This is a genomic window from Williamsia sp. M5A3_1d, assembly GCF_053345315.1.
In genome coordinates, this window is record NZ_JBKEZX010000002.1 from 941,587 (window position 1) to 967,209 (window position 25,623).

General features: G+C 65.3%; 25 protein-coding genes and 3 pseudogenes. 8 read left to right on the forward strand and 20 right to left on the reverse strand.

Annotated elements, in window-relative coordinates; translation table 11 throughout:
- Positions 1-126: 126 nt before the first annotated feature.
- The 5 genes and pseudogenes from ACLBW1_RS12010 to ACLBW1_RS12030 all read right to left on the reverse strand — a co-directional run.
- Positions 127-450 (reverse strand): annotated as a pseudogene (locus tag ACLBW1_RS12010) (alpha/beta fold hydrolase); the annotation flags it as partial.
- Between the two features lie 42 nt (positions 451-492).
- The gene (locus ACLBW1_RS12015; RefSeq protein WP_447812040.1) at positions 493-852 is read right to left on the reverse strand and encodes a TetR-like C-terminal domain-containing protein; all 360 of its coding nucleotides are present in this window, start codon (positions 850-852) and stop codon (positions 493-495) included.
- Positions 853-883: 31 nt separating this feature from the next.
- Positions 884-1,660 carry a strictosidine synthase gene (locus ACLBW1_RS12020; protein ID WP_447812041.1) on the reverse strand — a complete coding sequence of 259 codons (777 nt, stop codon included), beginning with the start codon at positions 1,658-1,660 and terminating at the stop codon, positions 884-886.
- Positions 1,661-1,726: 66 nt separating this feature from the next.
- Positions 1,727-2,662, reverse strand: coding sequence for an alpha/beta hydrolase (locus ACLBW1_RS12025; protein WP_447812042.1), 936 nt, complete (start codon positions 2,660-2,662; stop codon positions 1,727-1,729).
- Positions 2,663-2,762: 100 nt separating this feature from the next.
- The gene (locus ACLBW1_RS12030) at positions 2,763-3,614 is read right to left on the reverse strand and encodes a fumarylacetoacetate hydrolase family protein (protein WP_447812043.1); all 852 of its coding nucleotides are present in this window, start codon (positions 3,612-3,614) and stop codon (positions 2,763-2,765) included.
- A 128-nt stretch (positions 3,615-3,742) separates the two neighbouring features.
- Here ACLBW1_RS12030 and ACLBW1_RS12035 point away from each other — a divergent pair, with 128 nt between their 5' ends.
- Complete coding sequence (locus ACLBW1_RS12035) at positions 3,743-4,456, forward strand: GntR family transcriptional regulator (protein ID WP_447812044.1); 714 nt, start codon at positions 3,743-3,745, stop codon at positions 4,454-4,456.
- A gap of 135 nt (positions 4,457-4,591) precedes the next feature.
- On the opposite strand, the pseudogene ACLBW1_RS12040 reads toward ACLBW1_RS12035, so the two are convergent.
- From ACLBW1_RS12040 to ACLBW1_RS12050, 3 genes and pseudogenes are all read right to left on the reverse strand, one after another.
- A pseudogene (locus tag ACLBW1_RS12040) lies at positions 4,592-5,308 on the reverse strand (SDR family NAD(P)-dependent oxidoreductase).
- A 194-nt stretch (positions 5,309-5,502) separates the two neighbouring features.
- A complete protein-coding gene (locus tag ACLBW1_RS12045; RefSeq protein ID WP_447812045.1) occupies positions 5,503-6,357 on the reverse strand; it encodes an alpha/beta fold hydrolase in 855 nt (284 codons plus the stop codon).
- Between the two features lie 136 nt (positions 6,358-6,493).
- A complete protein-coding gene (locus ACLBW1_RS12050; protein WP_447812046.1) occupies positions 6,494-7,642 on the reverse strand; it encodes an NADP-dependent oxidoreductase in 1,149 nt (382 codons plus the stop codon).
- On the opposite strand from ACLBW1_RS12050, the gene ACLBW1_RS12055 reads away from it, so the two are divergent.
- Positions 7,623-8,201, forward strand: coding sequence for a TetR/AcrR family transcriptional regulator (locus ACLBW1_RS12055; protein WP_447812047.1), 579 nt, complete (start codon positions 7,623-7,625; stop codon positions 8,199-8,201). The two genes, ACLBW1_RS12050 and ACLBW1_RS12055, sit on opposite strands and share 20 nt — an antisense overlap.
- Before the next feature lie 26 nt (positions 8,202-8,227).
- Here the strand turns inward: ACLBW1_RS12055 and ACLBW1_RS12060 are convergent, their stop codons facing one another.
- Positions 8,228-9,058 carry a fumarylacetoacetate hydrolase family protein gene (locus ACLBW1_RS12060; RefSeq protein ID WP_447812048.1) on the reverse strand — a complete coding sequence of 277 codons (831 nt, stop codon included), beginning with the start codon at positions 9,056-9,058 and terminating at the stop codon, positions 8,228-8,230.
- Entirely contained in the window at positions 9,055-9,816 is a 762-nt protein-coding gene (locus ACLBW1_RS12065) for an alpha/beta hydrolase (RefSeq protein ID WP_447812049.1), read from the reverse strand. The genes ACLBW1_RS12060 and ACLBW1_RS12065 overlap by 4 nt, the downstream gene beginning before the upstream one ends.
- A gap of 171 nt (positions 9,817-9,987) precedes the next feature.
- Here ACLBW1_RS12065 and ACLBW1_RS12070 point away from each other — a divergent pair, with 171 nt between their 5' ends.
- The gene (locus ACLBW1_RS12070) at positions 9,988-10,476 is read left to right on the forward strand and encodes a DUF2505 domain-containing protein (RefSeq protein ID WP_447812050.1); all 489 of its coding nucleotides are present in this window, start codon (positions 9,988-9,990) and stop codon (positions 10,474-10,476) included.
- Positions 10,477-10,506: 30 nt separating this feature from the next.
- On the opposite strand, the pseudogene ACLBW1_RS12075 reads toward ACLBW1_RS12070, so the two are convergent.
- From ACLBW1_RS12075 to ACLBW1_RS12085, 3 genes and pseudogenes are all read right to left on the reverse strand, one after another.
- A pseudogene (locus ACLBW1_RS12075) lies at positions 10,507-11,903 on the reverse strand (AMP-binding protein).
- Positions 11,900-12,370 (reverse strand): YybH family protein, encoded by a 471-nt coding sequence (locus tag ACLBW1_RS12080; RefSeq protein ID WP_447812051.1) that lies wholly within the window; start codon positions 12,368-12,370, stop codon positions 11,900-11,902. Before ACLBW1_RS12080 ends, ACLBW1_RS12075 begins: the two are co-directional and overlap by 4 nt.
- A 23-nt stretch (positions 12,371-12,393) precedes the next feature.
- Entirely contained in the window at positions 12,394-13,965 is a 1,572-nt protein-coding gene (locus tag ACLBW1_RS12085) for an FAD-dependent monooxygenase (protein ID WP_447812052.1), read from the reverse strand.
- Between the two features lie 192 nt (positions 13,966-14,157).
- Between ACLBW1_RS12085 and ACLBW1_RS12090 the strand changes: the two genes are divergently transcribed.
- Both ACLBW1_RS12090 and ACLBW1_RS12095 read left to right on the forward strand, forming a co-directional pair.
- Positions 14,158-15,357 (forward strand): DUF3500 domain-containing protein, encoded by a 1,200-nt coding sequence (locus ACLBW1_RS12090; RefSeq protein ID WP_447812053.1) that lies wholly within the window; start codon positions 14,158-14,160, stop codon positions 15,355-15,357.
- A gap of 29 nt (positions 15,358-15,386) precedes the next feature.
- Positions 15,387-16,049, forward strand: a complete 663-nt coding sequence (locus tag ACLBW1_RS12095) for a FadR/GntR family transcriptional regulator (protein WP_447812055.1) — start codon at positions 15,387-15,389, stop codon at positions 16,047-16,049.
- 61 nt (positions 16,050-16,110) lie between these two features.
- On the opposite strand, the gene ACLBW1_RS12100 is transcribed toward ACLBW1_RS12095, so the two are convergent.
- From ACLBW1_RS12100 to ACLBW1_RS12130, 7 genes are all read right to left on the reverse strand, one after another.
- Positions 16,111-16,662, reverse strand: coding sequence for a hypothetical protein (locus ACLBW1_RS12100; protein ID WP_447812056.1), 552 nt, complete (start codon positions 16,660-16,662; stop codon positions 16,111-16,113).
- A gap of 2 nt (positions 16,663-16,664) precedes the next feature.
- Positions 16,665-17,315, reverse strand: a complete 651-nt coding sequence (locus ACLBW1_RS12105; RefSeq protein WP_447812057.1) for an isochorismatase family cysteine hydrolase — start codon at positions 17,313-17,315, stop codon at positions 16,665-16,667.
- A complete protein-coding gene (locus ACLBW1_RS12110; RefSeq protein WP_447812058.1) occupies positions 17,312-18,163 on the reverse strand; it encodes an oxidoreductase in 852 nt (283 codons plus the stop codon). Before ACLBW1_RS12110 ends, ACLBW1_RS12105 begins: the two co-directional genes overlap by 4 nt.
- A gap of 42 nt (positions 18,164-18,205) precedes the next feature.
- The gene (locus ACLBW1_RS12115) at positions 18,206-18,676 is read right to left on the reverse strand and encodes a winged helix-turn-helix transcriptional regulator (RefSeq protein WP_447812059.1); all 471 of its coding nucleotides are present in this window, start codon (positions 18,674-18,676) and stop codon (positions 18,206-18,208) included.
- 66 nt (positions 18,677-18,742) lie between these two features.
- Positions 18,743-19,381, reverse strand: coding sequence for an isochorismatase family cysteine hydrolase (locus ACLBW1_RS12120; RefSeq protein WP_447812060.1), 639 nt, complete (start codon positions 19,379-19,381; stop codon positions 18,743-18,745).
- Between the two features lie 336 nt (positions 19,382-19,717).
- A complete protein-coding gene (locus ACLBW1_RS12125) occupies positions 19,718-20,392 on the reverse strand; it encodes a TetR/AcrR family transcriptional regulator (RefSeq protein ID WP_447812061.1) in 675 nt (224 codons plus the stop codon).
- Positions 20,393-20,396: 4 nt separating this feature from the next.
- Positions 20,397-22,046 (reverse strand): GMC oxidoreductase, encoded by a 1,650-nt coding sequence (locus tag ACLBW1_RS12130; protein ID WP_447812062.1) that lies wholly within the window; start codon positions 22,044-22,046, stop codon positions 20,397-20,399.
- A 97-nt stretch (positions 22,047-22,143) separates the two neighbouring features.
- On the opposite strand from ACLBW1_RS12130, the gene ACLBW1_RS12135 reads away from it, so the two are divergent.
- Genes ACLBW1_RS12135 through ACLBW1_RS12145 form a run of 3 tightly spaced genes read left to right on the forward strand, consistent with a single transcriptional unit; the run spans position 22,144 to position 25,513 of the window.
- Positions 22,144-23,118 (forward strand): enoyl-CoA hydratase/isomerase family protein, encoded by a 975-nt coding sequence (locus ACLBW1_RS12135; RefSeq protein ID WP_447812063.1) that lies wholly within the window; start codon positions 22,144-22,146, stop codon positions 23,116-23,118.
- A complete protein-coding gene (locus ACLBW1_RS12140; RefSeq protein WP_447812064.1) occupies positions 23,115-24,023 on the forward strand; it encodes an alpha/beta hydrolase in 909 nt (302 codons plus the stop codon). Before ACLBW1_RS12135 ends, ACLBW1_RS12140 begins: the two co-directional genes overlap by 4 nt.
- The gene (locus ACLBW1_RS12145; protein WP_447812065.1) at positions 24,020-25,513 is read left to right on the forward strand and encodes a class I adenylate-forming enzyme family protein; all 1,494 of its coding nucleotides are present in this window, start codon (positions 24,020-24,022) and stop codon (positions 25,511-25,513) included. Before ACLBW1_RS12140 ends, ACLBW1_RS12145 begins: the two co-directional genes overlap by 4 nt.
- Positions 25,514-25,623 lie beyond the last annotated feature (110 nt).

Genomic DNA, 25,623 nt, shown 5'->3' on the forward strand with positions numbered 1-25,623 from the left:
TCGGCATATACGTGGCGCTCGCGGTCGGAGGCTGGGTGCAGGCCGTCGCGGCGGAACAATCCCCTCGCTGACGGGTCCCTGAGCAACCGCGGTTCGGCGATCACGTCGGTCCACGCGGACGGGGCGCTACCGGCTCTGTCGATCCAGCCGGCCTTCGATCCAGTCCAGTGCCGACGCGGTCACCGCGGCGAAGGCCCTCGGATCGGCGACCGGTGCATCTTGGTCGGCGCCCAACTCCAGTCGATGGGCATTCAAGGGGGCGGTGACCCCGTATCGCATCGCCGGTCCCTGCACGATGATCCCGGCCACCCGGTCCGGATGTCTGTCCGCGGTCACCATCGCCGTGATGCCTCCCAGCGAGCAACCGCACAGCACCACGGCCGGGACGCCGAGATGATCGAGCACCGCGACGATGTCGTCGGCCAAGCCCCGAAAGTGAACGAGTCCACTCCGATTCCGCGTTCGTGATCGGGCGGGTCTGTCCCGGGCAGATCAGTCCGGCATGAGGGCACGAAGAAGGTTGTCCGACACCAGGGTCGAGTGCTTGATGCGTGCGGGAGCGGCGGGACCTTCGTGGGCCTGGGAGAACAGCGAGTGGGTGAGGATCGCCCCGGTCACCAGCTCGAGGAGGAGGGTGGTCGATGTGGAACGAGGGAGCTCACCTCGGGAAACGGCGCGACGCACGATCTGTCGCGTGGTCACCAAGCGGCTCTGGTTCAACGTGTCCGTCAGATGGGCGAGCAGGTCGGGGTTGACCATCGCGTCGAGGGTGACCCGCAGCGACACCAGACCCGCGAGTTCTGCGTAGCCGCGCGCGAGCTGATCCGACAGCTCGATCAGGTCACTGCGCACCGAGACGCGACAGGCCCACCCCACGCGCCCGTCAGCGTTCGGGTGTCCGCAGCACCTCGCCGTGCTTGATGTAGGTGATGACCTGTGCGGCATAGGCGTGGATCGCCGACACCTTCGCCCCCACATCCGCAGAGAGCGCAGCGATCTCAGGACGGGCGAAGAATTCATCCCGTGCGGCGGCATCCGCGAAGCCCAGGATCATCGAGGCATGGAACCGCTGGTCCTTCGGGTTGTCGTGGGCGACGTTCGGGGTGTTCCAGAACGCCTCGACCCAGGGCGTGAAAGCCTGCGTGCGCAGTTCGCGCAGCTCCCCGGTCTCGGTGAGCGCCTGGGCTAGTTGATTCACCTGCTTGCGGAACGCGCCGGTGCTGACGCCCTCGCGGCGTCGCAAGAACAGCCAAGCGTGCGCGCCGGCCTTCACACCGGGCTCGGCGACGGGGTACCACAGGGCCTTGTACGGCGCACTCAGGTACATCACGGTGCGCCGAAACGCGTTGACCTCGTCCTTTTGCAGGGCCTGGGTCTCCTTGCGACCGGAGAACAGCCCGAGCAAGGACGTGAACGTGATGTCGGCGACTCCGTCCATCTTGCGGTCGACAGGGATGACGGTCTCGATACCGGGGGTGGCAGGCCACAGGCCCGGATTGGACTCGTCGAAATGGACCTGGCGGTTCTCGTCGAAGCCGGGGATGGCTACCACCCGCTGCGAGTGGTTGTCCCGCCAGTAGTCCATCCCGGCCTGGCGGGGTTGGTCGCTGCGCACCCACGCGGCTCCCGCGGACGCGAGCGGCTTCTTGACGGGGCGCACTGTGGTGACGCGAGTTGTGGACATGGGTGCTCCTTGTTTGTGGTCGATTCGGGGGGGCGCGCGGTGTCAGCCGGTGGTGACCTGTGCAGGCTTGAGGTGGCTGAGCAGGAAATCGGTCTGATCGGTGACCAGTTTCACGAAGGCATCTCCGACGTACATGTCGAAGTGCCCTGCGTCGTAATGGCGTACGTCTGCGCGAGGCGCCTTGCGGACGTAGCGCTCGGTCGGACCGGACGGGGCGACCGAATCGATCGTGCTGATACAGAACAGGATCGGCGCGGCGACGTCCTTGGCGAGCCGGCCGGGTCGATACAGCATCATGCCGATGAGGCTGCGGGCCGCCACGCGGTTGTCCCATTCGTACCCGTCGGCCAGCTTGAGCATCCCGGGCAGCGCGTCGTGCGCAGTCATCAGACCCAGCTCGTGCGGTTGCGCTGCGAGCGGGATGGTGACCGGCTGCTTGCCGCGCGCCGCTGCCAGGAAGTCACGGGCCATGACGCCGCCGAGGACAGCGGTCTCACGCACTCCGAGCCCGTGTGCGCGGGTGGAGGCGACACCGTCGGTGTAGGGGACCTGGGCGACGGCGGCAGTCAGTTCTTTGTGCTTGGCGGCGACCGCGATCGCATGGCCACCGCCGACCGAACTGCCCCATACCGCGACCCTGCGTTGATCGACTTCGGGGAGCTCCTTCACAAAGTCCAGAGCGGCGTCCCAGTCGGCCAGCTGCTCGCTCATCGACATCACCTGGCGGGGCTCGCCGCCGCTGTCGCCGAGATGGCGGTGGGTGAAGACCAGTACTGCCAACCCGGAGGCGACGAACCGTTCGGCGTAGGGCGCGAGCCCCATCTCGCGGGTGGCCCCGATGCCGTGCCCCATCACGACGACCGGTACGGGCGCGTGGGAGTCGTTGGCAGGCCGGTACAGCCAGGCAGTGCAGTAGGAGTCGCCCGAGGTGAACTGCACTGTGCGGCGGCTGAAAGCCGTGGGTGATTGCGATGTCATGACGTCAGTTCCTCTGTGTCGCTTGTCGTGCGTGATATCCGGCGGTTGGTCATGGTCGTTGCTGCTGAACTCGTCGTCAGGAGGGATCGCGCGGATGAGTTCATGCCACGCAGCGCTGGCGGATCTCGCCGATTCCCTCGATCCGGGTGACGACCACGTCACCGGGTGCGAGGAACCGCTGCGGCGTCCGGGCCGCGCCGACGCCGCTGGGTGTACCCGTGAAGATCACGTCTCCGGGAAGCAGCGGACACACCGCGGACAGCTGGGCGATCAGCGCAGGAACCGAGAAGATCAACATGGACGTGCTGGACTTCTGGACCTCCTCGCCGTTGACCGTGCAGCTCAGTTCCACATCGTCCGGATCGTCGAATTCGTCCGGCGTGACCAGCCACGGACCGATGGGGCCGAATCCCGGGAACGACTTGGCGAGCCCGAACTGTGGAGCCGGTCCGGCGAGTTGGATGTCCCGCTCGGAGAAGTCCTGGCCGACGGCCAGCCCCGCGACATGTGCCCAGGCATCCCCCTCCTTGACGTGGCGTGCCCGCCGACCGATGACCACGACGAGTTCCGCCTCCCAGTCCACCGATGCGCTCGGCAGCTGAACGTCTCCATTCGGGCCGGTGAGACAGGTGGGGAACTTGGTGAACGTCGGCGGCGCCTCGGGGAGCGTCAGCCCTGCTTCATGGGCGTGGTCTCTGTAGTTCAGGCCGATCGCGAAGACCTGTCGCGGCCCCGGGACAGGATTGTCCAGCGTGGCGGGGTCGATGCCGGCGCCGGCCGCTCCGCCGTCCGCCGGGACCGCGTCGGCGGCCCACTCGCGGAACTCGTCCCATCGTTCGTAGATGTCCTGCGGGTCGGACGAGAACCGATGATCGCTGAGTCGGGCCACGTCGACTGCGTAGCCCTCGGGGGTGACGACGGTGAGTCGGTTGTCGACGGATGCCACTCGCATGTTCGCTCCTGAAGTCGGATCGCTGGTGCTGTCTGCCCACACACTTCGCCCTCGATTTCGACATGTCAAGCTAATTTCGAAATTATGGAGAGGTTCCGGCATCGCGTCCGATCTGCTTTACTTCGGGAATGGTCTCTGAGGCACTGTCGAAGCCGAGCCGGTCCGGCGCGCAGACGCGAGCCGAGAAGGTCCACGCCGACATCCGAAGCGACATTCTCAACGGGCGCCTCAGGCCCGGAGAACGCCTCCCGTTCGCCCGACTGGGGCAGCGCTACGAGGCAAGCACCGGCGTGCTGCGGGAGGTCCTTCCGAGACTCGTGGAACAGGGCCTGGTGACGTCCGAACCGCAGTTCGGGTTCCGGGTCATGACGGTGTCCGCGGAAGACCTACGCCACATCACCGAGATCAGAGTCAACATCGAGTGCGAAGCCCTCCGACAGTCCGTCGACCAGGGCGACCTTGCGTGGCAGTCGCGCCTCGTGGCGGTCCACCACACCCTGGCCGCCACCCCCACGACGGACTCGACGGGCGCCGTCAACGAGGACTGGCTGCAAGCGCACTCCGCGTTCCACGCGACGCTGTACGAGGCGTGCCCAAACCACAGACTCCGTTGGTTGGCCGACTCCCTGCGGGCCATCTCGGAGGTCTACCACTGCTGGTCGAACACCACCGCCGACGGCACCCATCGGGACATCGCCGGCGAACACCGCCGACTTCTCGACACCGCACTCGTCGGCGATTCCGACCGTGCCGTGTCGGAGCTCTCGGCGCACATCCAACGCACGACGGACGCGCTGCTGGAATCCCGCGACGCGCCGCATCCCGAGGGCTCGACACCCTAGCCCCGTCGTTCATCCGCCCCGCCGAAACAGACACGCCGCTGTCACGCCGTCATTCGAGCGATCGCTGCGGGCGGTAGAGACCCAAGGCTTTCACGATTGCCAGGCTCAGCGCCGGGGCTCATCGGTGGGCGCCGATCATCCGTCGAAGCCGTAACGGAAAGATGTCTTCACGCTTGTTCCTGCGGATCGGGTCGACGACACGAACACCGACCTCTTCGTGTTCAATTGTCGGAAAGTCTTAGACATCCTCGGGTACCACGCCATGTCGGCGTCGGTGCGTTCGAAGTAGCCCGTGTTGACTTTGGACGGACAGACCAGTGAGACTCCAATTCCCGCCGTTGCCAATTCGTTTCGCAGGCTCAACGACAGCCCGACCATGGCGTGCCTGCTCGCTGTGTACGGAGTCATGTAGGGCAGAGGAAGCTAGCCCGCGGGGCTGGTCATGTTGACGATGTGAGCCTGCCGACGGGCCAACATGGAAGGGACAACGCATCGGGTCGCAGCCAGTGCGGCCGCGAGCGGGAGGTCCACTGCATGCAGCACCTCGTCGTGGCCGATGTCCTGCAGAGGTTTGAAGGTGCCCGCGCCCACGTTGTTGACCAGCACGTCCGGCGGACCGAGCGTATCGGTCACGGTCTCGATCATCGTCGCGATCGCCGAGGCATCAGTGAGGTCGCACGGGAATGCGTGCGCGGCGACACCGAACCTCGCAGCGGTCTCCTGCAGTTTCTCCGCTCCACGCGCGACGACCGCCACCGTGGCACCCGCATCGGCAAGCGCTTGTGCAACGGCCGCACCGATCCCCATCGAACCGCCGGTGACCAAGGCGACTTTGCCGTGGAGTTCTGTCATTCCCGACCCATCCTCATCAGTCGTCGGTGGCCGTCTGTCGATGGCGCACACACTCGATCTATCGCATCGAAGTCTGGCTTCACGCCTCCCATCTCGAGGCCGTGAGCGCGGTGAATGGCCAAAACCCCACGCACGGCCGCAATCCAACTCGGCGACAGAATCCCCCGCCGGCCGACTCACCGCCGACCACGCCGTCAGTTGCGCGCGATGTGGTCGAAAAGTGCATCGACGGCATCACAGGGATGGCTCCACGGCCACCAGTGCTTGGCGTCGACTTCAAGGACCGTGAGATCAGGGATCCACTGATCGATGCCCTTCATCAGGCCGGGAGACACGACCCTGTCCTTGAGAGGCACCACGATCAGCGTTGGGATGTCGCACCGGGGCGGCTCCCCCGACATCATTCGGGCCATGATGTTGGCGCGGTACAGCTCCACGCCGCGCTGCATGTCGAACGGATCGGGCACGGGGGCAGGGTCTCCCGGAGCAGCCTTCATGAACCACGATGGCACGAATCTGTTCAGCCCCGGCGTGAGGAATCCCCACACGTACCAGGAGCGGGCGAGCTGAGCGACAAGAGCCGGCCACTCGATCGGTCGTGCCGCCTGGCGGCGCGAGACCTCCCGGAGATGGTCGACACTGAACCCCGAGACCGACGTGTACGACGCGAACACCGTCGACGCACGAGGGTCCTGCAGCGGCTTCCACATCTGCATGGAGCCCCAGTCGTGGGCGAAAACATGAACGGGTCCGGCGAGATCGGGAATCGAATCCACCACGGCGTACACGTCGTCGGCAAGGCGGTCCATGGTGAAGGACTCCTTGGACTCCGGGTGGTCGACAACGGTCTGGCCGCCACCCCGTGTGTCGTAGGCGATGATTCGGGCGCGGTCGCCGATCTCATCGATCATCTTCTCGAACAGTGTGTGGTTGTTCGGATACCCATGGACCAGAAGCAGAGTGGTGTCCGAGCCGGAGTTCCCGTACTCGAAGACGGCGACCTCGGCGCCCGCGGAACGAACTACCCATTCTGCGCGCGGATCGATCATCGTGGTTGCTCCTCGCTGGCCCGGAACGATGGCGTCCCGTGGCGGATGGTGGTGTGAAGATCTGGGGCACAGGGGTATCGGACGCTGCCCGCCTGACGCGACTGCGGGTCACGCCGGGCCCAAGGGTGTGCGGACGCTACAGCGCGACGACCATCTTTCCGGTGTTCTCACCGCGCATGAGCGCGAAGTACGCGTCGAGTGTGTTCTCGAATCCCTGCTTCACCGTTTCCTGCGTCTTCAGTTGACCCGTCGCAAGCCACGTTCCGACTTCCCCGAAGAACTGCGGCTGGAGATCCATCTCCTCGGTGACCATGAAGGTCAGCAGCTTCGACCGCGTCACCGCCAGATTCCAGATGTTCTTCGGACCCTCCACCGGCTCGTCGTTGTACTGAGAGACCATCCCACTCAGAATGATTCGACCATGTGTACGCAGCGCACCGATCCCGGCCTCGAGCGCCTCGCCACCGACGTTGTCGAAGAAGACGTCGATGCCATCCGGGGCCGACTTCGCCAACGCATCGGCGATCGGGCCGCTCTTGTAGTTGAACGCCTCATCGAAACCGAACTGCTCGACCAGCTGCGACACCTTCTCGTCGGAACCCGCACTGCCGATGACCTTCGCCGCACCCTTGAGCTTCGCGATCTGTCCCGCCACGGTGCCCACCGCGCCGGCCGCACCCGAGACGTAGACGACGTCACCTTCGGAGATCTCGGCGAAACGCTCGATCCCGATGTAGGCCGTGAGTCCGGGGATACCCAGAACGCCAAGAAACGCCGACAGCGGAGCGAGTGCAGGATCGACCTTCACCGCTGTCACCGCCGCCATGACGGCATGCTCCCGCCAACCGAGGCCGTGGAACACATGGTCGCCGACCTCGAAACCCTGTGCGCGCGTGTCGATGATGCGACCGATCGCGGGGCCGTCCATCGGCTCGCCTACCTCGTACGGGTCGATGTATGACTTCTTCGCGCTCATCCGTCCGCGCATGTACGGGTCGACGGACAGAAACTCGTTCTGGACGAGGATCTCACCGTGCCCGATCGGCTGGAGCGGGATCTCCTCGATCGAGAAGTTCGCGGCCGTCGGCTGACCGGCCGGGCGTTCGACAAGAGTCCAGGCGCGCGTGGTCGTAGGGATGGTCACTGCAGTCTCCTCGTTGTACATGGGGTGCGAGCTCAGACTTGGAAACCGATCAGTTTCCAGCCGTGACTGACGATAAACTGATCGGTTTCCATCCGCAAGCCCGGGGTGTAGAACTGGAGAGATGACAACGACTCCCGCCATACCGGACTCCCCCACGGGCACCCGATTGATGGATGCGGCCGCGCAACTCTTCTACTCCGACGGAGTCGGCGTCGGCGTCGAGAAGCTCTGCAAGACGGCGGGCGCGTCCAAGAAGTCGCTCTACGAGATATTCGGGAGCAAAGACGACCTCATGGCGGCGAGCCTCGCGCGCAGCATCCCGACCTACCTCGCGGTTCTGCTGCCCCGGGCTGAGCCGTATTCACCTCCGCGACAGCGCATTCTGGCGCTGTTCGACAACCTCGAAGCCATCATCAGCGCGCCCACGTTCCGAGGGTGCCCGTACGTCTCGGCCAGCATGGAGATCAAAAACGCGGAACATCCCGCACGGGCCGTGGCACGCGGCTTCCACAACACCCTGACGGAATACTTTCGCGACGCGGCCGACGAGGCCGGCGTCGACGACCCCGGCGCACTCGCCGTCGCACTCACGGTCGTCCACGACGGGGTCACGTCCCGCGCGGTTGTGCAGAACCATGCCGACCCAGGTCTCGGTCGCGCGATCGCGACCTCGCTCCTGGGCGGCGCCGGCGTCAGCTGACACTGCCACGCTCTGTCAGGCTCGTCTCACTTCACGCTCCGGGGACGTTCGACGACCGGGGTGGTGAGGGTTCCCAGGTGGTCGATGGTCACCTCCACGGTGTCACCTGGACCCAGCAGCCACGGTGGATCGCGGACGTACCCCACACCGTGGGGAGTTCCGGTGACGATCATGTCACCCGGCTGTAGGGTCAGCGTCCGACTGATCAAGGAGATGATCGTCGGTACCGAGAAGATCATGTCGCGTGTGTTGCCGCTCTGGACAGTGACGCCGTTGACTCGCGTCGTCAGCGCCCATCCACTCGCCGGGTCCCCGCATTCGTCGGAGGTGACCAGGCGTCCGGTTGGTCCGCTCAGGTCCGCGTTCTTGCCCAACGTCCACTGGGTGGTGAGCTTTTGAGCCCTGCGCGCGGTCAGGTCGTTGAACACCGCGTATCCCAGAACGCGCTCCGCAGCCTCCGTCTCGTCCACATCGGCCGCCGCGCTCCCGATGATCGCCGCCAGTTCGCCTTCCCAGTCCAGTCCGAGTTCATCGGCAGGCACTGTCACCGGTCCGTGGTCCACCGTCAACGAAGCGGTCCATCGACCGAACAGCGTGGGGTACTCAGGTACCTCGAACGCACCCTCGGCGGCGTGCGCGCGATAATTGAGGCCGACACAGACAACGCGCGCACGATCCGGCAGATAGGTCGTCTCCGCCTCTCCTGCCCGACCGCTCGGTGCCGACGATGGCGCTGCACCGATCCAGCGATAGGGGTCGGTCCAGAAGTCGTCCACCGAAGCCAGTGGCCACAGGTTTCCATCGACAACCGCGGCGACCCAACGCTCGCCGCGCACCGTGACACCGGTCAGCTTCACGAGACCTCCGCTGTGTGATGCCTGATCCAGGCGATTGATGCCGCCATCATCGGTTCGAACGTCGAGCCATAGATGTCGAAATGCCGACCGCTGATCTCGACAAGATCTGCGCCCTGGACGCTTTCGCGGACCCTGCCAGGAGGATTGACGATGTCGTCGGTGGCCACGATCACGCGAGTGGGAATCGATGGTCGGGCACCTGACGGCAACGGCCGGTATCGCAACACTCTAGACATCGACCCACTGTCGATCTCATTCCGCCATCGCGGGGCACGCACCGCCATGGTGTTGACGAGCGCCTCGTACCCCTCGTCCGAGTTCATCAGCGCTGCAGTACCGCCGGTCGGACCCACGATGGGGATGGTCGACTGCAGAGCCCGGCGCAACGCGCTGGGTCGTACCGAGCCCAGTGCGGTGCGAACGATCGGGACCCCGACGAATGGGACGACTGCCACCGCGCACGCCGCATGGCATCCCCGCAGTGACGCGACACGCAACACGTGTCCACCACCAAAGCTCGCTCCCCACAGAGCTATCCGGTGCGAGGACACGACCTCCGAGGCCAGGGCGAAAGCCACAGCCCCTCGATACGCCTCTATCTGCGCTGCCGGATCGACCAACTGGCGTCGAGGGCCTTCGGAGTCGCCGAAATTGGGGTAGTCGAAAGCCACTGCAGCCACGCCCGCTTCGGCGAAAGCCGATCCGACGAGGTCCAATGACATCTCCTTGATGCCACCGAGCCCCTCGCCCAGCACCACCCCCGGCCACGGCGGTGTCCCGCCGTCAGGCGTGAAGAGCCACCCTCGGACAGTCCCGATTCCGTCGACATTGAACTGGATATCCGTCCTTCTCATGACTCTCCGTTGTGTGGTGTCCACTCCTACCGTATCGTTTATTATACGGCTATTTACTGAATGAGAAAGGGAATCATGGCAACCGAATTGGATCTCGAGCACGACTTCGACGCGTCGCCTGAAGCGCTGTACGCACTCTTCTGTGACGAGGGATTCATCGCTGATCGACTCGACGTTCTCGACGCGACTGCCCGCAAGGTGGTCTCCCACGAAGTGCGCGATGACACGTTGACCTTTGCGGTCAGCACGTCGATGTCACGGTCGAAGCTGCCTCGCGCAGTGAAGGGTTTTGTTCGTGGCGAACCCGAGATCATCAGGACAGAAACGTGGTCCGCTGCGGGTTCAGGCTTTCGTGGCGAGGCCGATGTCGAGATGAAGGGGCCGGGGACCATCACCGGCCGAATGACATTGGAACCACGGCAGGCCGGCAGCACTCTGCACGTTCACTTCGACATCTCCGTACCGATCCCCATGATGGGTCAGGAGGTCGAGCAGACCCTGGTCAGCGAGATCAACGAGATCATGGAACGAGAGGCGGTCTTCATCTCCCAGCGCCTGCGGTAGCGGACCCGAGGTCCGACGGGCGGCCCTGCACTACGGGCCGCCCAAACGCTTCTTCTGCACCTTGCCCAGAGCATTACGTGGAAGCGCATCGACATAACGCACCTCCCGGGGTCGCTTGTGCTTCGACAGCTGTTGTCCGACAACATCGATCAGGTGGCGGGTCAACATCTCGGAAGGGTGTCGTAGGTCACCACATAGGCGACGACTCGCTGTCCGAGATCATCGTCGTCCTCGCCCACCACAGCGGCCTCGACCACCGAGGGTTGATCGGACAGCACCGTCTCGATCTCTCCCGCGCCGATCCGATATCCGCCCGACTTGATCAGGTCGGTGGATTCACGTCCGATCACCCGGTGGTTCCCGTCGACGTCCACAGTGGCCAGATCCCCGGTCACGAACCAGCCATCGTCGGTCCGGTCCGAGCTGTCGATCCCGACGTAGCCGTCGAACATCGTCGCCCCACGAACGTGAAGTCGACCGATGCTGACTCCGTCGGACCGCACGACGGAGCCGTCGTCGTCGACGATGCGGGTCTCAACTCCGCGGATCGGCGTGCCGACGGTCCCGGCGACACGGTGAGCGTCGCGCGCACGCGTCGACAGCGTGATCAGGGTTTCGCTCATCCCATAGCGTTCGACCGGCGCATGTCCGGTGAGATCATGCAGGCGCTCGAACACCCTCGGCGGCAGTGCCGCGCTACCGGAGACGAGGAGACGGGCGCTCCTCAATCCCTTGGCGCTGTGGCTGTCCTCGACGACTCGGGACCACACGGTCGGCACTCCGAAATACATCGACGCACCAGCACTCGCATAGGCGCGAGGCGTGGGCCTTCCCGTGAGCACAACCCTGCTCCCGAGACGGAGTGGCCCCAGCAGACCGAGTATCAAACCGTGTACGTGATAGAGCGGAAGGCCATGTGCAACGACGTCGTCCGCTGACCATTCCCACGCCTCGGCCACTCCGTCGATACCCGCTGCGAGGGCCGCGTGACTCAGCTTCACACCTTTCGGCGGCCCCGTGGTCCCGGACGTGTAGAGGATCAGCGCCGGCGAATCTGCGGCGGGCGTGGCCGACGACCGCGTGTCGCATCCGCCGACCGACACGAGCGCCCCGTTGCGGAGCCATGCCTGCGCGCCCGAGTCGGACAGGATGTGCGCGATCTCGAGTCGCCCGCTGTCGGGCGGCACCGGCACAACTGTCAGTCCGGCCTCGATCGCACACACGAGGTCGACAACGGTCTCCGCCGTCGGGGTGGCTCGAATCGCCACCCGCTCCACCGATCTCAGCCGATCAGAACGCTTGGCTGCACAGGTCAGAAGGTCAGACCGTCGAAGATGCGCGTCTGCGACCCGGGCGACCACCTCTCTCGAGTCGTCCCCGCACGTCAAGGCGGTCAGCAGAGAACGATGCCGCTCACCTGCGGTCATTTCTCAGCCGATTCCGCCTCAGCGGTGTAGACGCGCATCAGCCACCCGTCAGGGTCGGCGCCCTCGGCGATGACTGTTCGCTCCGCGATCAGCCACGTGCCGTCGGGTTGACGACGCACCACATCATCCCAATGACCCCAATGGTCGGGCGCAGCCTCGTCGGTGATGGCGAAGAAGGTGGTCTTCGTACGAGCGATATCCGGATTCTCGGCGTCGAATTCGATGTCGATGGTCGTCACGTGATGGCGAATGTAGGCAGCTTCGTCGCCGCGCACCACGTTGCCGATCTCATCACGTCCCCAGGTGGTTCCATCCTGTAGCGCGAATGTCCCGTCTTCGGTGAACAGTGTTGCGATGCGGTCGAAGTCGGCCTCCTCGCGCGCCACGTGCGCGTACCTGTGAAGCACGGCGGTGATCAGACTCCGGTCGGTGGGTCGTCCGATGAGGTGGCTGGTGTCGTACGGCATGGTCGTCTCCCTCGGTGAATGTGTCATGGCGAAGCGGTGATCGGTGCCAGCAGCTGGGTCAACAGATCGTCGACCATGGCCAGGGTCGTCGGCACATCCGGCGTAGCGCCGAACGTGTAACCATCGGGTCGTCCGACGAACGCGACGGCCCCATGCTCGGCGAAGTAGTCGGCGTATGTACCGTTCACATCTGCGTACTGGCTCGTTTCACCTCCGACGACGACCCGGTGGACACCGAGACGTTCCAGGCCGGCGAGGCGTTGTGCGCCGAGTTCGCGGTCGATCTCCCGGTTGCTGATCAGCTGGAAGCCGTAGCCGACGATGTCGTCGAGAAGGGCCTCTCGACCGTCGTATCGCACACGGCCCTGCGGTGCGAGTTCACCTGCCTGCGTGGCGTATTCATCCGGACTCGTTCGATGAAGGACACCGTTTCGAAGAGGTTCGATGTAGACGTCGAGTTCGTCGTCGGTGGTCCGGAAGTAGTCGTCGCGTTGCGCAGCGCCCACCGGGTCGGTTTGAGTGGCCATCGTCCACGATCCGAGGGATCCCCACACGAATTGACTGTCGTGGGGCAAGCGCTCGGACTCGTAGGTGTCGAGCAGCGAGGGATCGGAGATCCCGCGGAGCACCAGGTCCAGCTTCCACGCAAGGTTTGCCGAGTCACGCATCGCCGTACACGCCCCCTGGCCCATGTGCGGAGGCATCGCATGCGCGGCATCACCTCCGATGAACGCGTCTCCTACGGAAAGCGCTGTCGCCAATTGCGATCGGAACCGGTAGACCACACGGCGTGTCTGCCGCACCCGGTCTCGGGGAATGCCGACGGTCTGTTCGAGAAACGTGAAACCTGCCTCCGAGTCGTCGGCCACGGCAGCATCGCTGTCATCGGAGGACAAGCGAACGTCGATGCGACAGCGGCCTGCGCCGTTGGGGCCATAAAAATATGGGGTCTCAAGGCCCATTGACATGTAGATCCGGTGATCGAGCCCGTCGGGAAGCGATGCCACCACGTCGTAGTCGGTCAACACCCAACGGTCGTCGTGCTGCCGTAAGACCTCGAGCTCGATTCCCAGGGCTTGGCGCACCATGCTCGATGCGCCGTCCATCCCGACCAGGTATCGCGGCCACACCATCGTCGACTGCCCATCATCATCGACCGCCGACACCACCCAGCCCCCGTCGTCGACGATGTCGATCACCGAGTGGCCCCAGAGAACCGATACGTGGTCGAACTCGTCGATACGCCGCGCCATCGCGGTCTCGATGTTCGGTTGATGCAAGGACAGATGTGACGGATGGCCGCTGTGATCGCGCGACCAATCCAGTCGGCCGACAATCGAACCGTCCACCCCGTGCATCTCGACCTCTCTCTGCGGAATAGACTCGTGCAGAGCAATTTCGGGGTCTCCCGTGTGCTGAAGAACGCGAGCGATCTCCCCGTCCAAGGTGCTCATCCGGGGCAGGCCATAGGGTCTGGCGAACTTCTCGAACACCACCACCCGGTGACCTGTCAGTCCCAGAAGCGAGGCCAGAACCTGACCGCCGGGCCCGAACCCCACGATCGCCACCTCACAATCCAACACACGCTCCGCCACGGAACCCTCCCTCTCAGCGCACCAATATTAGCCGGGTAGTAACTCCGCCCATACTGACGAGCCGCTCGCGTTGCGTCAAGGCTCTCGCAATCAGCCATACCGGCGCGGGTGTGACGTTTCTCGAACCTTGCCGAGTCGAGGCGGACTGGGCTAACGTCAGCAAAATTAACCGGCTGGTTTCTAGGGGGGCGCGTGTCGGAGAGCAGCATTCTGGAACGCTGGGATGCGCCTGCGACCGCTTCGAAGCTGGTGTTCACCGCGATGGGTCTGGTCGACACGTTGACTGCCGACCAACGCGGCGCCGCCCTGATCACCGACTTCTCCGACACTCGGCGTCTCGATTGGGACATGATCCCCAAACCGGACCGAACAGGCGTGTCCCTGCACTTGCTCGACCGCCATCAGAAGGTGTTGGCATGGGATCTCGTTCGGTTGTGCGTCCCGCTGAAGACCCTCACGAAGATGCTCGCAATAACGCAACTCGAGACCGTTCTGCGGGATTACGAGCGGGAACTCTTGGGGCCGGCATTGCAGGCCTGGCGGTCCCCGGACTCCTACTTCCTCACGATCTTCGGTCGGCCAGGGTTCGAGGACACATGGACTCTGCGTTTCCTCGGCCACCATGTGTCCATGAGTGTCACTGTCGTGCAGGAGCGCTGGGTGTTCGCCACACCCTTCGCCCTCGGTGCCCAGCCCACTGAATACGACGGTGTCCTGAAGCCACTCCACGACGACGAGCAGCTCGGGTTCGCACTTCTCGATGCGCTCACCGACGATCAACGCGAGCAGGCGATCATCCACTCCGTCGCGCCCCCGGATTTCGTGACCCGCCAGGTCCCCCACGTCGGAGCCGTCGAATGCGCTGACAACTACGACCTCGGGATGCTGCAGTACCGCATCACCGACGCCGACCGCAAGGCAACCAAGTTCGACCGATCACATCCCCGCGGGATATCCGGTGACGCGCTCAGTGACGAACAGGCGCACCTGCTCCGTTCACTCATGCTCTGCTATCTGGAGCGCATGCCTCAGGAGACCGCCGCCGCTCATCAGTCATGGCTCTCCGCCCTTGATCCGGCCGACGTCCACTTCGCCTGGGCGGGCGAGACGGCACGAGGACGTCCGCATTACTTCCGGATCCAGACACCGTCGACACTCATCGAGGCGGTCAACGCCGTCAACGGCGGAGATCATCTGCACACGGTGCTCCGCGATCTCGACCACGACCTCGGGCACGCATTGTTGCGCCACCCATCCCGCGACCCGTCGCTTACCGCCGCGACCGCGCATTTGATGTCACGAGTCACATCGACCGAGCCCTACGATGGGCCGCCCGCTCGAACGCAGGACGGCGACGACTCGCCGGCCGACAGGGAAGGGTCTCCGACGTGATCACCCAAAGAAGCGGGGCGGTGTCACGAGTGGAGGCCCTCGCCGCCGACATCGAACAGACAGTCGCGAAACGCGAGCTCGCCGAGGGCGAACGCATCACGACGGTTGCAGCCCTACGTGCCGAGACCAAGCTGGGCAAACAGACCATCAGTGAGGCCCTACGTCTGCTCGCCGACCGCGGAGTGATCGACATCCGTCCCGGCCGAAACGGCGGCGCTTTCGTGGCCCGCAAGAACCCTGTGGTGCGGCTGCGTCAGACGTTGCTCGAGGTGCCCGACGGTGCAACCGATGTCGCTGACGCCATCGCGGTTCGCGAGGCGCTCGAAGAGCTGATCTGTACCGATGCCGCGCGGATGCACACTGCTCGCGACACAGCCCGGCTCCGGGCGATAGTCGAACGTATGCGCCGGTGCTCCGATGCCGAGCAGTTCATGGCGCAGAACTGGGTACTGCACGAGAAAATCGCATCCATCACCACGAATCACGTTGCGCGCGCCGTATACCTGGGGACCCTTCGGTGCATCAGGGACCTGTCCACAACCACATCGTCGGCAGCTAGCGACCCCGCAACGTATCTGCAGAAGCGGTGGTCCATTCACGCCGACCTCGTCGAGGCCATCGCTACGGGCGACGAGAAACTCACTGCGAAGGCGGTTCGCGCACATCGCGGTTCACGGTCCGGCGTGAACTGAGCCGACGCTGGAACCAGCAGTGCCTCCGGCCCCGTCGCGGAATCATCGGCGACCTCGCCCCTCAGGCAGAGGCGGCCACGAACTTGCGGCCGATGCTCTCCGCGAACAGCGGCGTCTCGCGATGGTTGTGGCCGACGACGCCTTCGTTGATCTCGACGGAGGCCTCGTCGAACGAACGGCCCTCTGCCTCGATGAATTTCAAGAACGAGGTGGTGGGTCGCGTGGTCACGGTGTTGATCAGTTCGCTGTGCTGGTCGTCGACCCGGACCGTCTGAAGCTCCCAGGTTGCGTGGATCTTGATCCACCCCTGGGGCGTCTGGACGTCCGACAGCGAGACCATGCGGCAGTGATCGCGATCGTGGACCTCGGCGACATAATGCTGGATCACGAGATAACCACCGATGTTCTCTACGTTGATCGACATCGGCTCGCCGGCGTCACTGACCGTGCGGCCGGCAGCGATGTGCTCTCCCGGCGCGCAACGCTGGTACTCGGCGTCGGGCAGGTTGAGAACCCAGTCCCCCAGGTCGATGGATTCGACCGGGACGTCTATGGTCGCCCGTGCCTCGGTTTCGCTCACAAAGCGGTCGTAGAACACTTCGTTGTCGGACATGGTCATTCCTCATCGGTTGTGGCGGACTCGCCGTCGGCGAACTCGGCGACGAGTTCGTCAGCGGTGAGAATGGCGTGCGCATAGGTCGGTCCGTTGAGTTCGTGGGCCGCGTGAAGCATCTCGCGACTCATCGCCGCGGTGGCGCCCTTCACCAGCGTCACGTGGTAGCCGAGTTCCATGGCGAAGCGGCTGGTCGCCTCGATGCAGGTGTTGGCGATCATCCCGATCGTCACGACATGGGTGATCCCGTGCTGTTTCAGCTGGAAATCGAGGTCGGTGTTGGCGAAACCGCTCTGACCCCAATGTTCGGCGATGACGACGTCGTCCGGTTGCGGCACGAAGTCCGGATGCCAGTCACCGCCCCACTTTCCGTTCTCGAACACATGGGCCTCGTTTCCACGCTGCTGATCGCGAGTCAGGAAGCTCCAGTTCGCGTAATTGCCTTCACGCCAACGCTTGTGGGGGACGACGAAGATCTGCACTCCGTTGGCACGAGCGGCGGCAACCACCGCGCGCATGTTGTCGAGCAGGCCTTCCTCCGTTGCGACATCGGAGACCATCGGCCACAACATGCCACCCTCGGAGAGGAAATCGTTGTAGGGATCGACAAGCAGCAGCCCTGTTCGTGATTGTTCCTGACTCCGTTTGCTCATGCCCGGACCTGCTGCGTCGTGGCGGCGGGGGCGGGCTGGTTGAGCTTGGCGGTCCGACGTATCGCCGAGTCGAGGAGCCCTGCCGGGGCGACGCGCACCATCCGGGTCATCAGACGCGAGGTCGCGCCGGCCGGATACCGCAGTTTCGGGGACGTCGCCGACGCCGCCTTCACGACGACGGAGGCGATGGAGTCGGGGGAGTCTGCCCCACTGATGTTGTCGGCCATCGCCGTCCGGGCCTGTACCCGCCGCGCCTCGTACGCCTCGATGGGCGAATCGCCCATCCACAGCGTGGCATCGATCGCGGTGTTGGTGTACCCGGGTTCGACCAGAACGGATCGGATACCGAACTCGCGCAACTCGTGATCAAGTCCCTGTGCGTAGCCCTCCAGTGCGTACTTCGACGACGAGTAGAAGACGTTGTACGGAGTGGGCACGAAGCCGACGAGAGATCCGACAGTGACGATCCGGCCGGTGCCCCGTGCACGCATGTGGGGCAGAACGGCGTTCGTCATCCGGACGACGCCGAAGAAGTTGGTGTCGAACAGTTGTTGGACCTGCGCGACCGAACTCTCCTCCGCGCCACCGACGAGCAGGGCGCCGGCGTTGTTGACCAGAACGTCGAGACGACCCCCTTGGTCGACGACCGCGGCGACGGCATCGGTGACCGACGTGTCATCGGTGACATCGAGCGCCACGAATGTGACCCCCTCCACCGGTGGGAGGCGACGGGGGTTCCGGCTGGTACCGAAGACGCGGTAGCCCTGGGAAACAAAGCGTCTCGCGGTCGCGAGTCCGATTCCAGAGGACGCCCCCGTCACGAGAACGACAGGCTGGGTGGTGGACATGATTCTCCTTGGTCTGAAAACTTGTCGGTTTGAGTGATGCGTTCAGGCGCTGGGCCCGAACGGGTGGCTGTCGGTACGCAGGACGACAACTGCGGAATCAGGTACCTCGCGTCCGTGCTCGTCGACGAATGCGACGTGGACGTGCCCGTCTGTACGGCTGTCGCGCCGTTCGACGGTGTTGCCCTGTTCCCACGGACGGTGCTTGTCACCCCACTGCTGCAGGGCACCGAGAACGACGTGCAACTCCCGCCCCGCCTCGGTCAGGTGGTAGGCGTGGCGCTCGCGACTCCCCTCTTCGCGGTATGCCTCGCGCGTCATCACGCCCGCATCGACCAGGGTGGCCAGGCGAGTGGTGAGCACGTCGGGGGTCATCCCCAGAGCGGCGCGGAAGTCCGAGAACTTCGTCGTGCCGTCGACCGCCTCACGGAGCACGAGGAGGGTCCACTTCTCCCCCACCACGCCCAGGCTCCGCGCGACGGAGCATGGCCACTGACTGAAGTCGTTGTTCGCCATGAATTCCACCCGTTGTGTCGTCGATCGAGCGCGCCGGTCGGCGCACTGGTTGTCAGTGTCCGGTGCTCACGCCACCGCACCGGCGGCGGCCTCCGGCAGCGCGGCGACGAACTCTGCGGTGGTCAGGCTCGCGTGGGCGTACATGGTCGCGTTGACGCGGGCGGCGTCCATGCCCGCCTGGTCGAAGGCGGCCGTGGCATCGCTCAGCAGTGTGACGTGGAACCCCAGCTCCATGCCTGTCCGGGCCGTTGCCTCCACACACGAGTTGGCCACGAACCCGACCACCACGATGTTCTGGATCACCAGCTGACGGAGCTGGGCATCGAGATCGGTGTTGGCGAAACCGTTCTGGGCCCAGTGCTCGTGCACCACGATGTCGCCGGGCTGCGGACCGAACTCCTGGTTGAACTCGCCTCCCCACGTACCGGCCTCGAAACCCTTGGTGGTCTTGCTCATCTGCTGGAAAGGGTTGACGTTCGTCCACTTGTCGAAGTCGTCCGGACGGGCACGGTGGTGTGGGACCACCACCACCGGCAGACCCGCCGCACGAACCGCGGGCAGGAGGCTGCGCATGTTGTCGTAGAAGCCGACCGAATCTGCGGTCTTTTTGGTGAGGTCGTAGAGCTTGCCGCCCTCGCTCATGAAGTCGTTGTACGGATCGACGACGAGTAGCGCGGTGGTGGCCGGGCTGTAGGGCAGTGCCATGGGGACTCCTTGGTCGTGTGCTTCACCGTCCGTGGAGCACCTGAGTAGGAAAACTATACCCAGCCCTCACTGGTGTCAAGCATAGTCAGGCAGGATGGTGGACTGTGTGATGTGCGAGTCCGTAAACCTCCGCTTCACAGCGCTTTACGACAGCCCTCGTTCACGGGCGCGCAGGAACACCCGAGCGGTCTCCGCGAACCACGTTCGGGCAGGCGCTGCGGTCCGAGAACCCCTCTGTCGCAACCGCGGTGAGAAGTTCGGGTACTCCTCCGGAGTGGTGACAGATCTCGATCGTCGATGCGCCGACGGCGTCGGCGGTGACGCTGCCGTGATCGCCTATGGATGTTCGAGCACAACACGATGCGAAGTGCGGGCCGCGTCCGGGTCGTCGCCCATCCCGACGCAGAAGGTGATGGCCATGGGCGTCAGGACCTCGGCCACGGGGTCGTCGAAATTCGTGAAATGGTCGGACAACTCGAGGCTGATGAAGCCGTGCACCATGCTCCACAATGCGCCCGCGACGACGTCTGGATGCGCGGATCGCACCCGCTCCGCCTCGATCAGTCGACGGCACGCGTCGATGACGAGAACGTAAGCCCGCCCGAACGCGTCGGAACGGCCGGCACGGCGGGTGTCCTTCTCGCCTGCCGGTCGGTAGGTGGCGCGTGTCGAGAGTCCGAACATGGCGTCGTACAGGTGGGGGTTGCCTTGAGCCTGCGCGCGAGTCGCCAGGGCCATCCGAAAGAGGTCGGCAACCGGGTCACCCGTCGTGGGTAGGTCCGCGAAGGCGGCCTCGAGTTGGGTGAAACCGCGGTCGGCGATGGCGTTCATCAGCTCTGGTACGCCGCCGAAATAGTTGTAGACCACCATGCTCGACATGCCGGCCTCGGCGGCGACCGCACGCGCTTTGATGGCCGACGGGCCGCTGTCGGCCAGCAGGCGCACCCCCGCCTCGACCAATCGCTCGGCGGTGTCGTTGGCGGGTGCGGCATCGCGTGCTGCGGTGTTCATGACGTCATTCTGGGGCTCGACCCGCCACGACACCGACAGGGGTTGCCGCGTCGACACGCCGGGGCACCGACGCCATCGCATACTCTGCCAGCGCGGTGATGGTGAGCGCGGGATTGACGCCGGGGTTGGCCGGCAGGGCCGCCGCGTCACAGACGACCATGTTCTGATAGCCGAACACGCGCAGGTCGGCGTCGACGACACCGGTTCGCGCGGACTCACCGATGACCGCGCCGCCCACCACGTGTGCGGTCATCGGACGTTTGCCCACAGCCTCGAAGACACTGCTCTGCGCGATTCCACCGGTCCGCTCGGCGAGCCAGCCGGCAACCGCGTGGGCCTGCTCGAGATGGGTCGGTGCGGGTCGTCGCGTGTCGCGTGCGCTCACCAGCCGATATCCCCGGCCCAACAACTTTCGCCGCGGGCGCAGTTCGATCGCGTTGTCCCGCGCCTGCATGACCAACATCATCAGCGTGCGCCGACTCCATCCGGACCGGAGCGTGGCCTGCCACCGGAGAGGGTGTCGCACGACGGTGGTCAACCAGCCGACGACATTCGGCACCTCTGAGCCGGCGCCGGGGATGATCGTGAAGAACCACCGCATGAGGTCGGCTCGGGTGCCGTAGGTGAGCAGTTCCACCTGTGTGTTCTCGTCGACCATCGCCCGCGAACTGGCCGCCACGTCCCGCCACGTCTCCTGGTCCTCGGGCAGCAACACGGTCATCACCGCTTCACTGTTCGTGCGCACCAGCTTTCCGAGTCGATCGCTGATCCGTGGCAGCGATCCCCGCGCCCTGCAGTCGGCCATCAACTCGTTCGTGCCGATGGCGCCTCCGGCGAACACGACACCGCCGGTGGTGACGTACTCGGTCCTGCCCAGCAGGCCCGGCCGACGGGTCGTGACCCGATAGCCGCCGCTGCCGTCGAGCGCACCGAGGGTGGCGACGTCGACGACCTCGCACTCAGCGATCACCGTCGCGGAACGCTTCTCGGCGAACCACAGGTAGTTTTTGGTCAAACGGTTCGCGGCACCGACCCGGCACCCGACCATGCACTGGCCGCACCGCGTGCACCCGGCCCGATCCGGCCCCTCTCCACCGAAATAGGGGTCGGGGACTGTCTTTCCCGGCATCCCGAAGAACACACCCACCGGCGCCGGCGCGAAGCTCTCGGCGGTGCCGAAGGCGGCGGCGACCTCGCGAGTCAGCCCCATGGCGGCGGAATCCCAGGGCGTCCGCGTTGCTCCCAACATGTGTTCGGCTGTGTCGAAGTGTTCTGCGAGACGTCCTTCCCACGGCGCCAACCCCTGCCACTGCGGATCCTCATAGAAGCGGTTCTGCGGCCGGAACAGCACGCCGCCGTACACCAGGCTCCCGCCGCCGACCCCGGTCTGACAGGTGCTGAAGACGTGCCCGAACAACCGGTTGCGCATGATGCCTCGCAGTCCGAGCGCAGGTGACCAGATGAAGCGACGCCGATCGGAGGTCGAGGTGGGCAGGTCGCTGTCGTCGTAACGACGGCCGCGTTCGAGCACCGCGACCCGGTGACCCTTCTCGGCCAGGCGGAGAGCGGCGACGCTACCGCCGAAACCCGAGCCGATCACGATCCAGTCGTAGTCGTGCACGCCGTCCCGGTCTCGGTGGTCGGTCCTCGTCATGTCGATCTCCCAGCGCTCGAAAACGTGTTGCCAATCACGATAACTTGGTTATTGTAGATTGCAAGCGAGTGACCGGAACCGAACAGAGGGACGCACGATGACGCGTGAAGTGCAGGGAAAACTGACCATCGACGATCGGGGGCCGGTTCTCGTCGCACACATCGACGGAGGACCTCTGGGACTGTTCGGTAACCAGTTGGCCGAACAGCTCGACGATCTCGTCGACCGCGCCGACGCCGATCCGAACACCCACGCAGTGGTGTTCACCGGCACCCACCCCGGTCGCTTCATCAGTCACGCCGAGGTTCGATGGCTGCAGGAGGGGGGTGCAGCAGTCCCCTCGGTCAGCGTCGCCGGCGCATCGATGCTGGCTCGGGTCGCCCGTGCGGCCGACAAGGTCGCCGGGGCACAGGCCGCACTCGGCAGGACTCCGCTGTGGCCGGCTGTCCAACTCGAACGGACCCATCGGACGTTCCTCAAGATGAACCGCAGCGGGGTCATCTTCGTGGCAGCCATGAACGGGTCAGCGCTCGGCCTGGGCGCCGAGTTCTGTTGGGCGAACGACCTCCGCGTCATGGCCGATGGCGACTACTTCGTCGGACAGCCCGAGGTCCTGCTCGGCATCATGCCCGGCGGCGGCGGGAGCCAACGCCTCCCGCGACTCATCGGTAATCACCGGGGTCTGCTGGCCATCCTCGAAGGCCGCCCGATGTCACCGGCCGAAGCCCTCGATGCCGGCGCGGTGGACGACGTCGTCGCCCCTGACGAGGTACTCGGTCGAGCGATCGAGCTGGCCGAACGATTTGGGTCGCGCCCCAAGCCGTCACGGGCAGCGGTCAAGCGAGCGGTCTACTTCGGCGGATCGGCCGGCCTCGAGGAGGGCCTGCACGTCGAGCGATCGGAGTTCCTGGCCACAGCACTGTCGGACATCGGCCAGGAGCTCATGCTCGACTACATGGCCAACACCGACGCATCGGGTGAACTACCCCTCTATCAACCGGGCGTCTACGAGGAGGTTCTCCGGGCCGGTTCGACGCGGGGCGCGGGCGCGGCGGGGCGGTCGGTGCGATGACGCAGGCCCACGCGGTGCGCCGCCTCGATATCTCATTCGAGTCCGATGGCGACACCTGCGCAGCATGGCTGTTCGTACCCGACGGTGTGAAGAACCCGCCTGTCGTCATTCTCGGACACGGCCTCGGTGCTACCCGTGAGATGCGCCTCGACGCATTCGCCGAACGCTTCGCTGCGGCGGGGATCGCGGCGATGGCGTTCACCTACCGACACTTCGGGGACTCGACTGGGGAGCCCCGCCAGCTGCTCTCGATCTCCAGGCAGCTCGCCGACTTCGACGCCGGGATAGCACACCTGAAGGCACGGCCGGATGTCGACGGGACCCGTATCGCGGTGTGGGGAAGCTCCTTCGGAGGCGGCCACGCGATCATCGTCGCCTCCCGTCACCCCGAACTGCGTGCGGCGATCGCACAGTGCCCGTTCACCGACGGAGCCGCCTCGTCGCGGGCGCTCGGCCCGGTCGGGACCGCGCGACTCCTGCCGCGGGTCGCTCGCGACGTCCTCGCTGCGGTCACCCGACGTGACCCCGTGCTGCTGACCCTGGCCGGCGCGCCCGGCGACCGGGCGTTGATGACGGCGCCGGACGCTCTGCCCGGATATCTGGCCCTGGTCCCCGAGACATCGACGTTCGTCAACCAGGTCGCGGCGCGGGTGGCCCCGACGATCAGCATGCATCGGCCTGGTCGAGCGGCGAAGAACGTGGCGATGCCGATCTTGTTCTGCGTGTGCGACCACGACTCGGTGACCCCACCCGAGGAGACCCTCCGGTACGCCGCGACTGCCCCGCACAGTGAGGTGAAGCGTTACAACGCAGGACATTTCGACATCTACCTCGGTGATGCTTTCGAACAGGTGGTCGCCGACCAGACCGCGTTCCTCGTCGAGCACCTCGGGGTGACGTCGTGACCTTCACGAGCCTTCTCGATCGCCGCGCCGAGATGGCGCCAGACGGGCCCGCAGTGGCTGATTCGCGCCAGTCCCTCGACAACGCCGGACTGCTCCGTCGAGTGCGTGCCGTTGCCGCGCAGCTCGATGGTCTAGGGGTCGGCAGAGGCGACGTCGTGGCGGCGGTTCTGGCCAACCGTGTCGAGTTCGTGGTTCTGATGTTCGCGGCATGGCGGTGCGGGGCGTCGATCACGCCGGTCAATCCCGCCTCCACCAGCCGAGAGGTCGTCCGGCAGCTCGACGATTCCAGAGCCGCACTCGTCGTGATCGACGATGACGCGGAGGCTCCCGACGCGCACTGCGCGGTGCTCGCCGTCTCAGGTCTGTCGACCGAGGTGTCGGCGACGGAGTCCGCAGTCGTGGACGACGATTCCGCCATCGCGCTGCTCATCTACACATCGGGCACCACCGGTGCGCCGAAAGGGGTGATGCTCGATCACCGCAACATCGCGGCGATGGCCGAGATGAGCCGCTCGGCAATCGGTCTCACCGAATCCGACCGCTGCCTGCTGATCCTGCCGCTGTTCCACGTGAACGGCATCGTGGTCAGCGTGCTCACCCCACTGTCGGCCGGCGCGAGCGTTGTCATCGCCGATCGCTTCGATCCGCGGACGTTCTTCGCCGACGTGGAGCGACACCGACCCACCTACTTCTCGGGCGTGCCCACCATCTTCAGCATGCTCGTCGCCCTCCCGGACTCGGTACAGCCCGACACCTCATCGATCCGCTTCGCCTTCTGTGGCGCGGCGCCGGCCCCATCAGCACTCCTCGATCACTTCGAGGAACGGTACGGGTTCCCGCTCATCGAGGGATACGGCCTGTCGGAGGGAACGTGTGCCTCGACCCTGAACCCGATTGCGGGTGAGCGTAAGGCGGGGACGGTAGGGGTGGCGCTGCCAGGTCAAAAGATCCGCATCGTCGACGTCGACGGATCACCGGTGCCCACCGGCTCGGCCGGCGAGGTCGTCATCAGGGGCGCAAATGTGATGCGCGGCTACCTCGGTCGACCCGACGACACTGCGCGAACGGTCATCGGCGGGTGGTTGCACACCGGGGACATCGGGCGGCTCGACGACGACGGCTACCTGGTTCTCGTCGGGCGGTCCAAGGACTTGATCATCCGCGGTGGCGAGAACATCTATCCCAAGGAGATCGAGGATGTCCTGACCGGCGACCCGACGGTGATGTCAGCCGCGGTCATCGGGATGCCCGACGACCGCTGGGGCGAGGTGGTCGTCGCGTTCGTCGAACCCACCCCTGACACATCCCCTGACGTCGCCGGCCTGTACCGACTGTGCGAATCCAGCCTCGCCAGATTCAAGCGGCCGACGACGATTCAGGTCGTGACTTCGATGCCGCGCAACGCTGTCGGCAAGATCGACAAAAAGGCCCTCGCAGCGAGCCAGCAGTCCGCGGTCGGAGGGCTCGGCGACCCAGAAGCGGTCCGATGAGCGGCTACGCCCGAACGAGAAGTACACGCGGGGATCAACGTCGACCCGCATCTGCATGAGCTGTTCGCGACCAACCCGTCGGTGATGCGCAAACGCATCGAACCTCACGT

What these genes read in the sequence shown, in the direction of transcription:
- ACLBW1_RS12025 (WP_447812042.1), bottom strand. Translation starts at nt 2,662, where the DNA reads ATGACATCGCAATCACCCACGGCTTTCAGCCGCCGCACAGTGCAGTTC.
- ACLBW1_RS12030 (WP_447812043.1), bottom strand. Translation starts at nt 3,614, where the DNA reads ATGCGAGTGGCATCCGTCGACAACCGACTCACCGTCGTCACCCCCGAG.
- ACLBW1_RS12035 (WP_447812044.1), top strand. Translation starts at nt 3,743, where the DNA reads ATGGTCTCTGAGGCACTGTCGAAGCCGAGCCGGTCCGGCGCGCAGACG.
- ACLBW1_RS12045 (WP_447812045.1), bottom strand. Translation starts at nt 6,357, where the DNA reads ATGATCGATCCGCGCGCAGAATGGGTAGTTCGTTCCGCGGGCGCCGAG.
- ACLBW1_RS12055 (WP_447812047.1), top strand. Translation starts at nt 7,623, where the DNA reads ATGACAACGACTCCCGCCATACCGGACTCCCCCACGGGCACCCGATTG.
- ACLBW1_RS12050 (WP_447812046.1), bottom strand. Translation starts at nt 7,642, where the DNA reads ATGGCGGGAGTCGTTGTCATCTCTCCAGTTCTACACCCCGGGCTTGCG.
- ACLBW1_RS12070 (WP_447812050.1), top strand. Translation starts at nt 9,988, where the DNA reads ATGGCAACCGAATTGGATCTCGAGCACGACTTCGACGCGTCGCCTGAA.
- ACLBW1_RS12080 (WP_447812051.1), bottom strand. Translation starts at nt 12,370, where the DNA reads ATGCCGTACGACACCAGCCACCTCATCGGACGACCCACCGACCGGAGT.
- ACLBW1_RS12100 (WP_447812056.1), bottom strand. Translation starts at nt 16,662, where the DNA reads ATGTCCGACAACGAAGTGTTCTACGACCGCTTTGTGAGCGAAACCGAG.
- ACLBW1_RS12105 (WP_447812057.1), bottom strand. Translation starts at nt 17,315, where the DNA reads ATGAGCAAACGGAGTCAGGAACAATCACGAACAGGGCTGCTGCTTGTC.
- ACLBW1_RS12110 (WP_447812058.1), bottom strand. Translation starts at nt 18,163, where the DNA reads ATGTCCACCACCCAGCCTGTCGTTCTCGTGACGGGGGCGTCCTCTGGA.
- ACLBW1_RS12115 (WP_447812059.1), bottom strand. Translation starts at nt 18,676, where the DNA reads ATGGCGAACAACGACTTCAGTCAGTGGCCATGCTCCGTCGCGCGGAGC.
- ACLBW1_RS12120 (WP_447812060.1), bottom strand. Translation starts at nt 19,381, where the DNA reads ATGGCACTGCCCTACAGCCCGGCCACCACCGCGCTACTCGTCGTCGAT.
- ACLBW1_RS12125 (WP_447812061.1), bottom strand. Translation starts at nt 20,392, where the DNA reads ATGAACACCGCAGCACGCGATGCCGCACCCGCCAACGACACCGCCGAG.
- ACLBW1_RS12130 (WP_447812062.1), bottom strand. Translation starts at nt 22,046, where the DNA reads ATGACGAGGACCGACCACCGAGACCGGGACGGCGTGCACGACTACGAC.
- ACLBW1_RS12135 (WP_447812063.1), top strand. Translation starts at nt 22,144, where the DNA reads ATGACGCGTGAAGTGCAGGGAAAACTGACCATCGACGATCGGGGGCCG.
- ACLBW1_RS12140 (WP_447812064.1), top strand. Translation starts at nt 23,115, where the DNA reads ATGACGCAGGCCCACGCGGTGCGCCGCCTCGATATCTCATTCGAGTCC.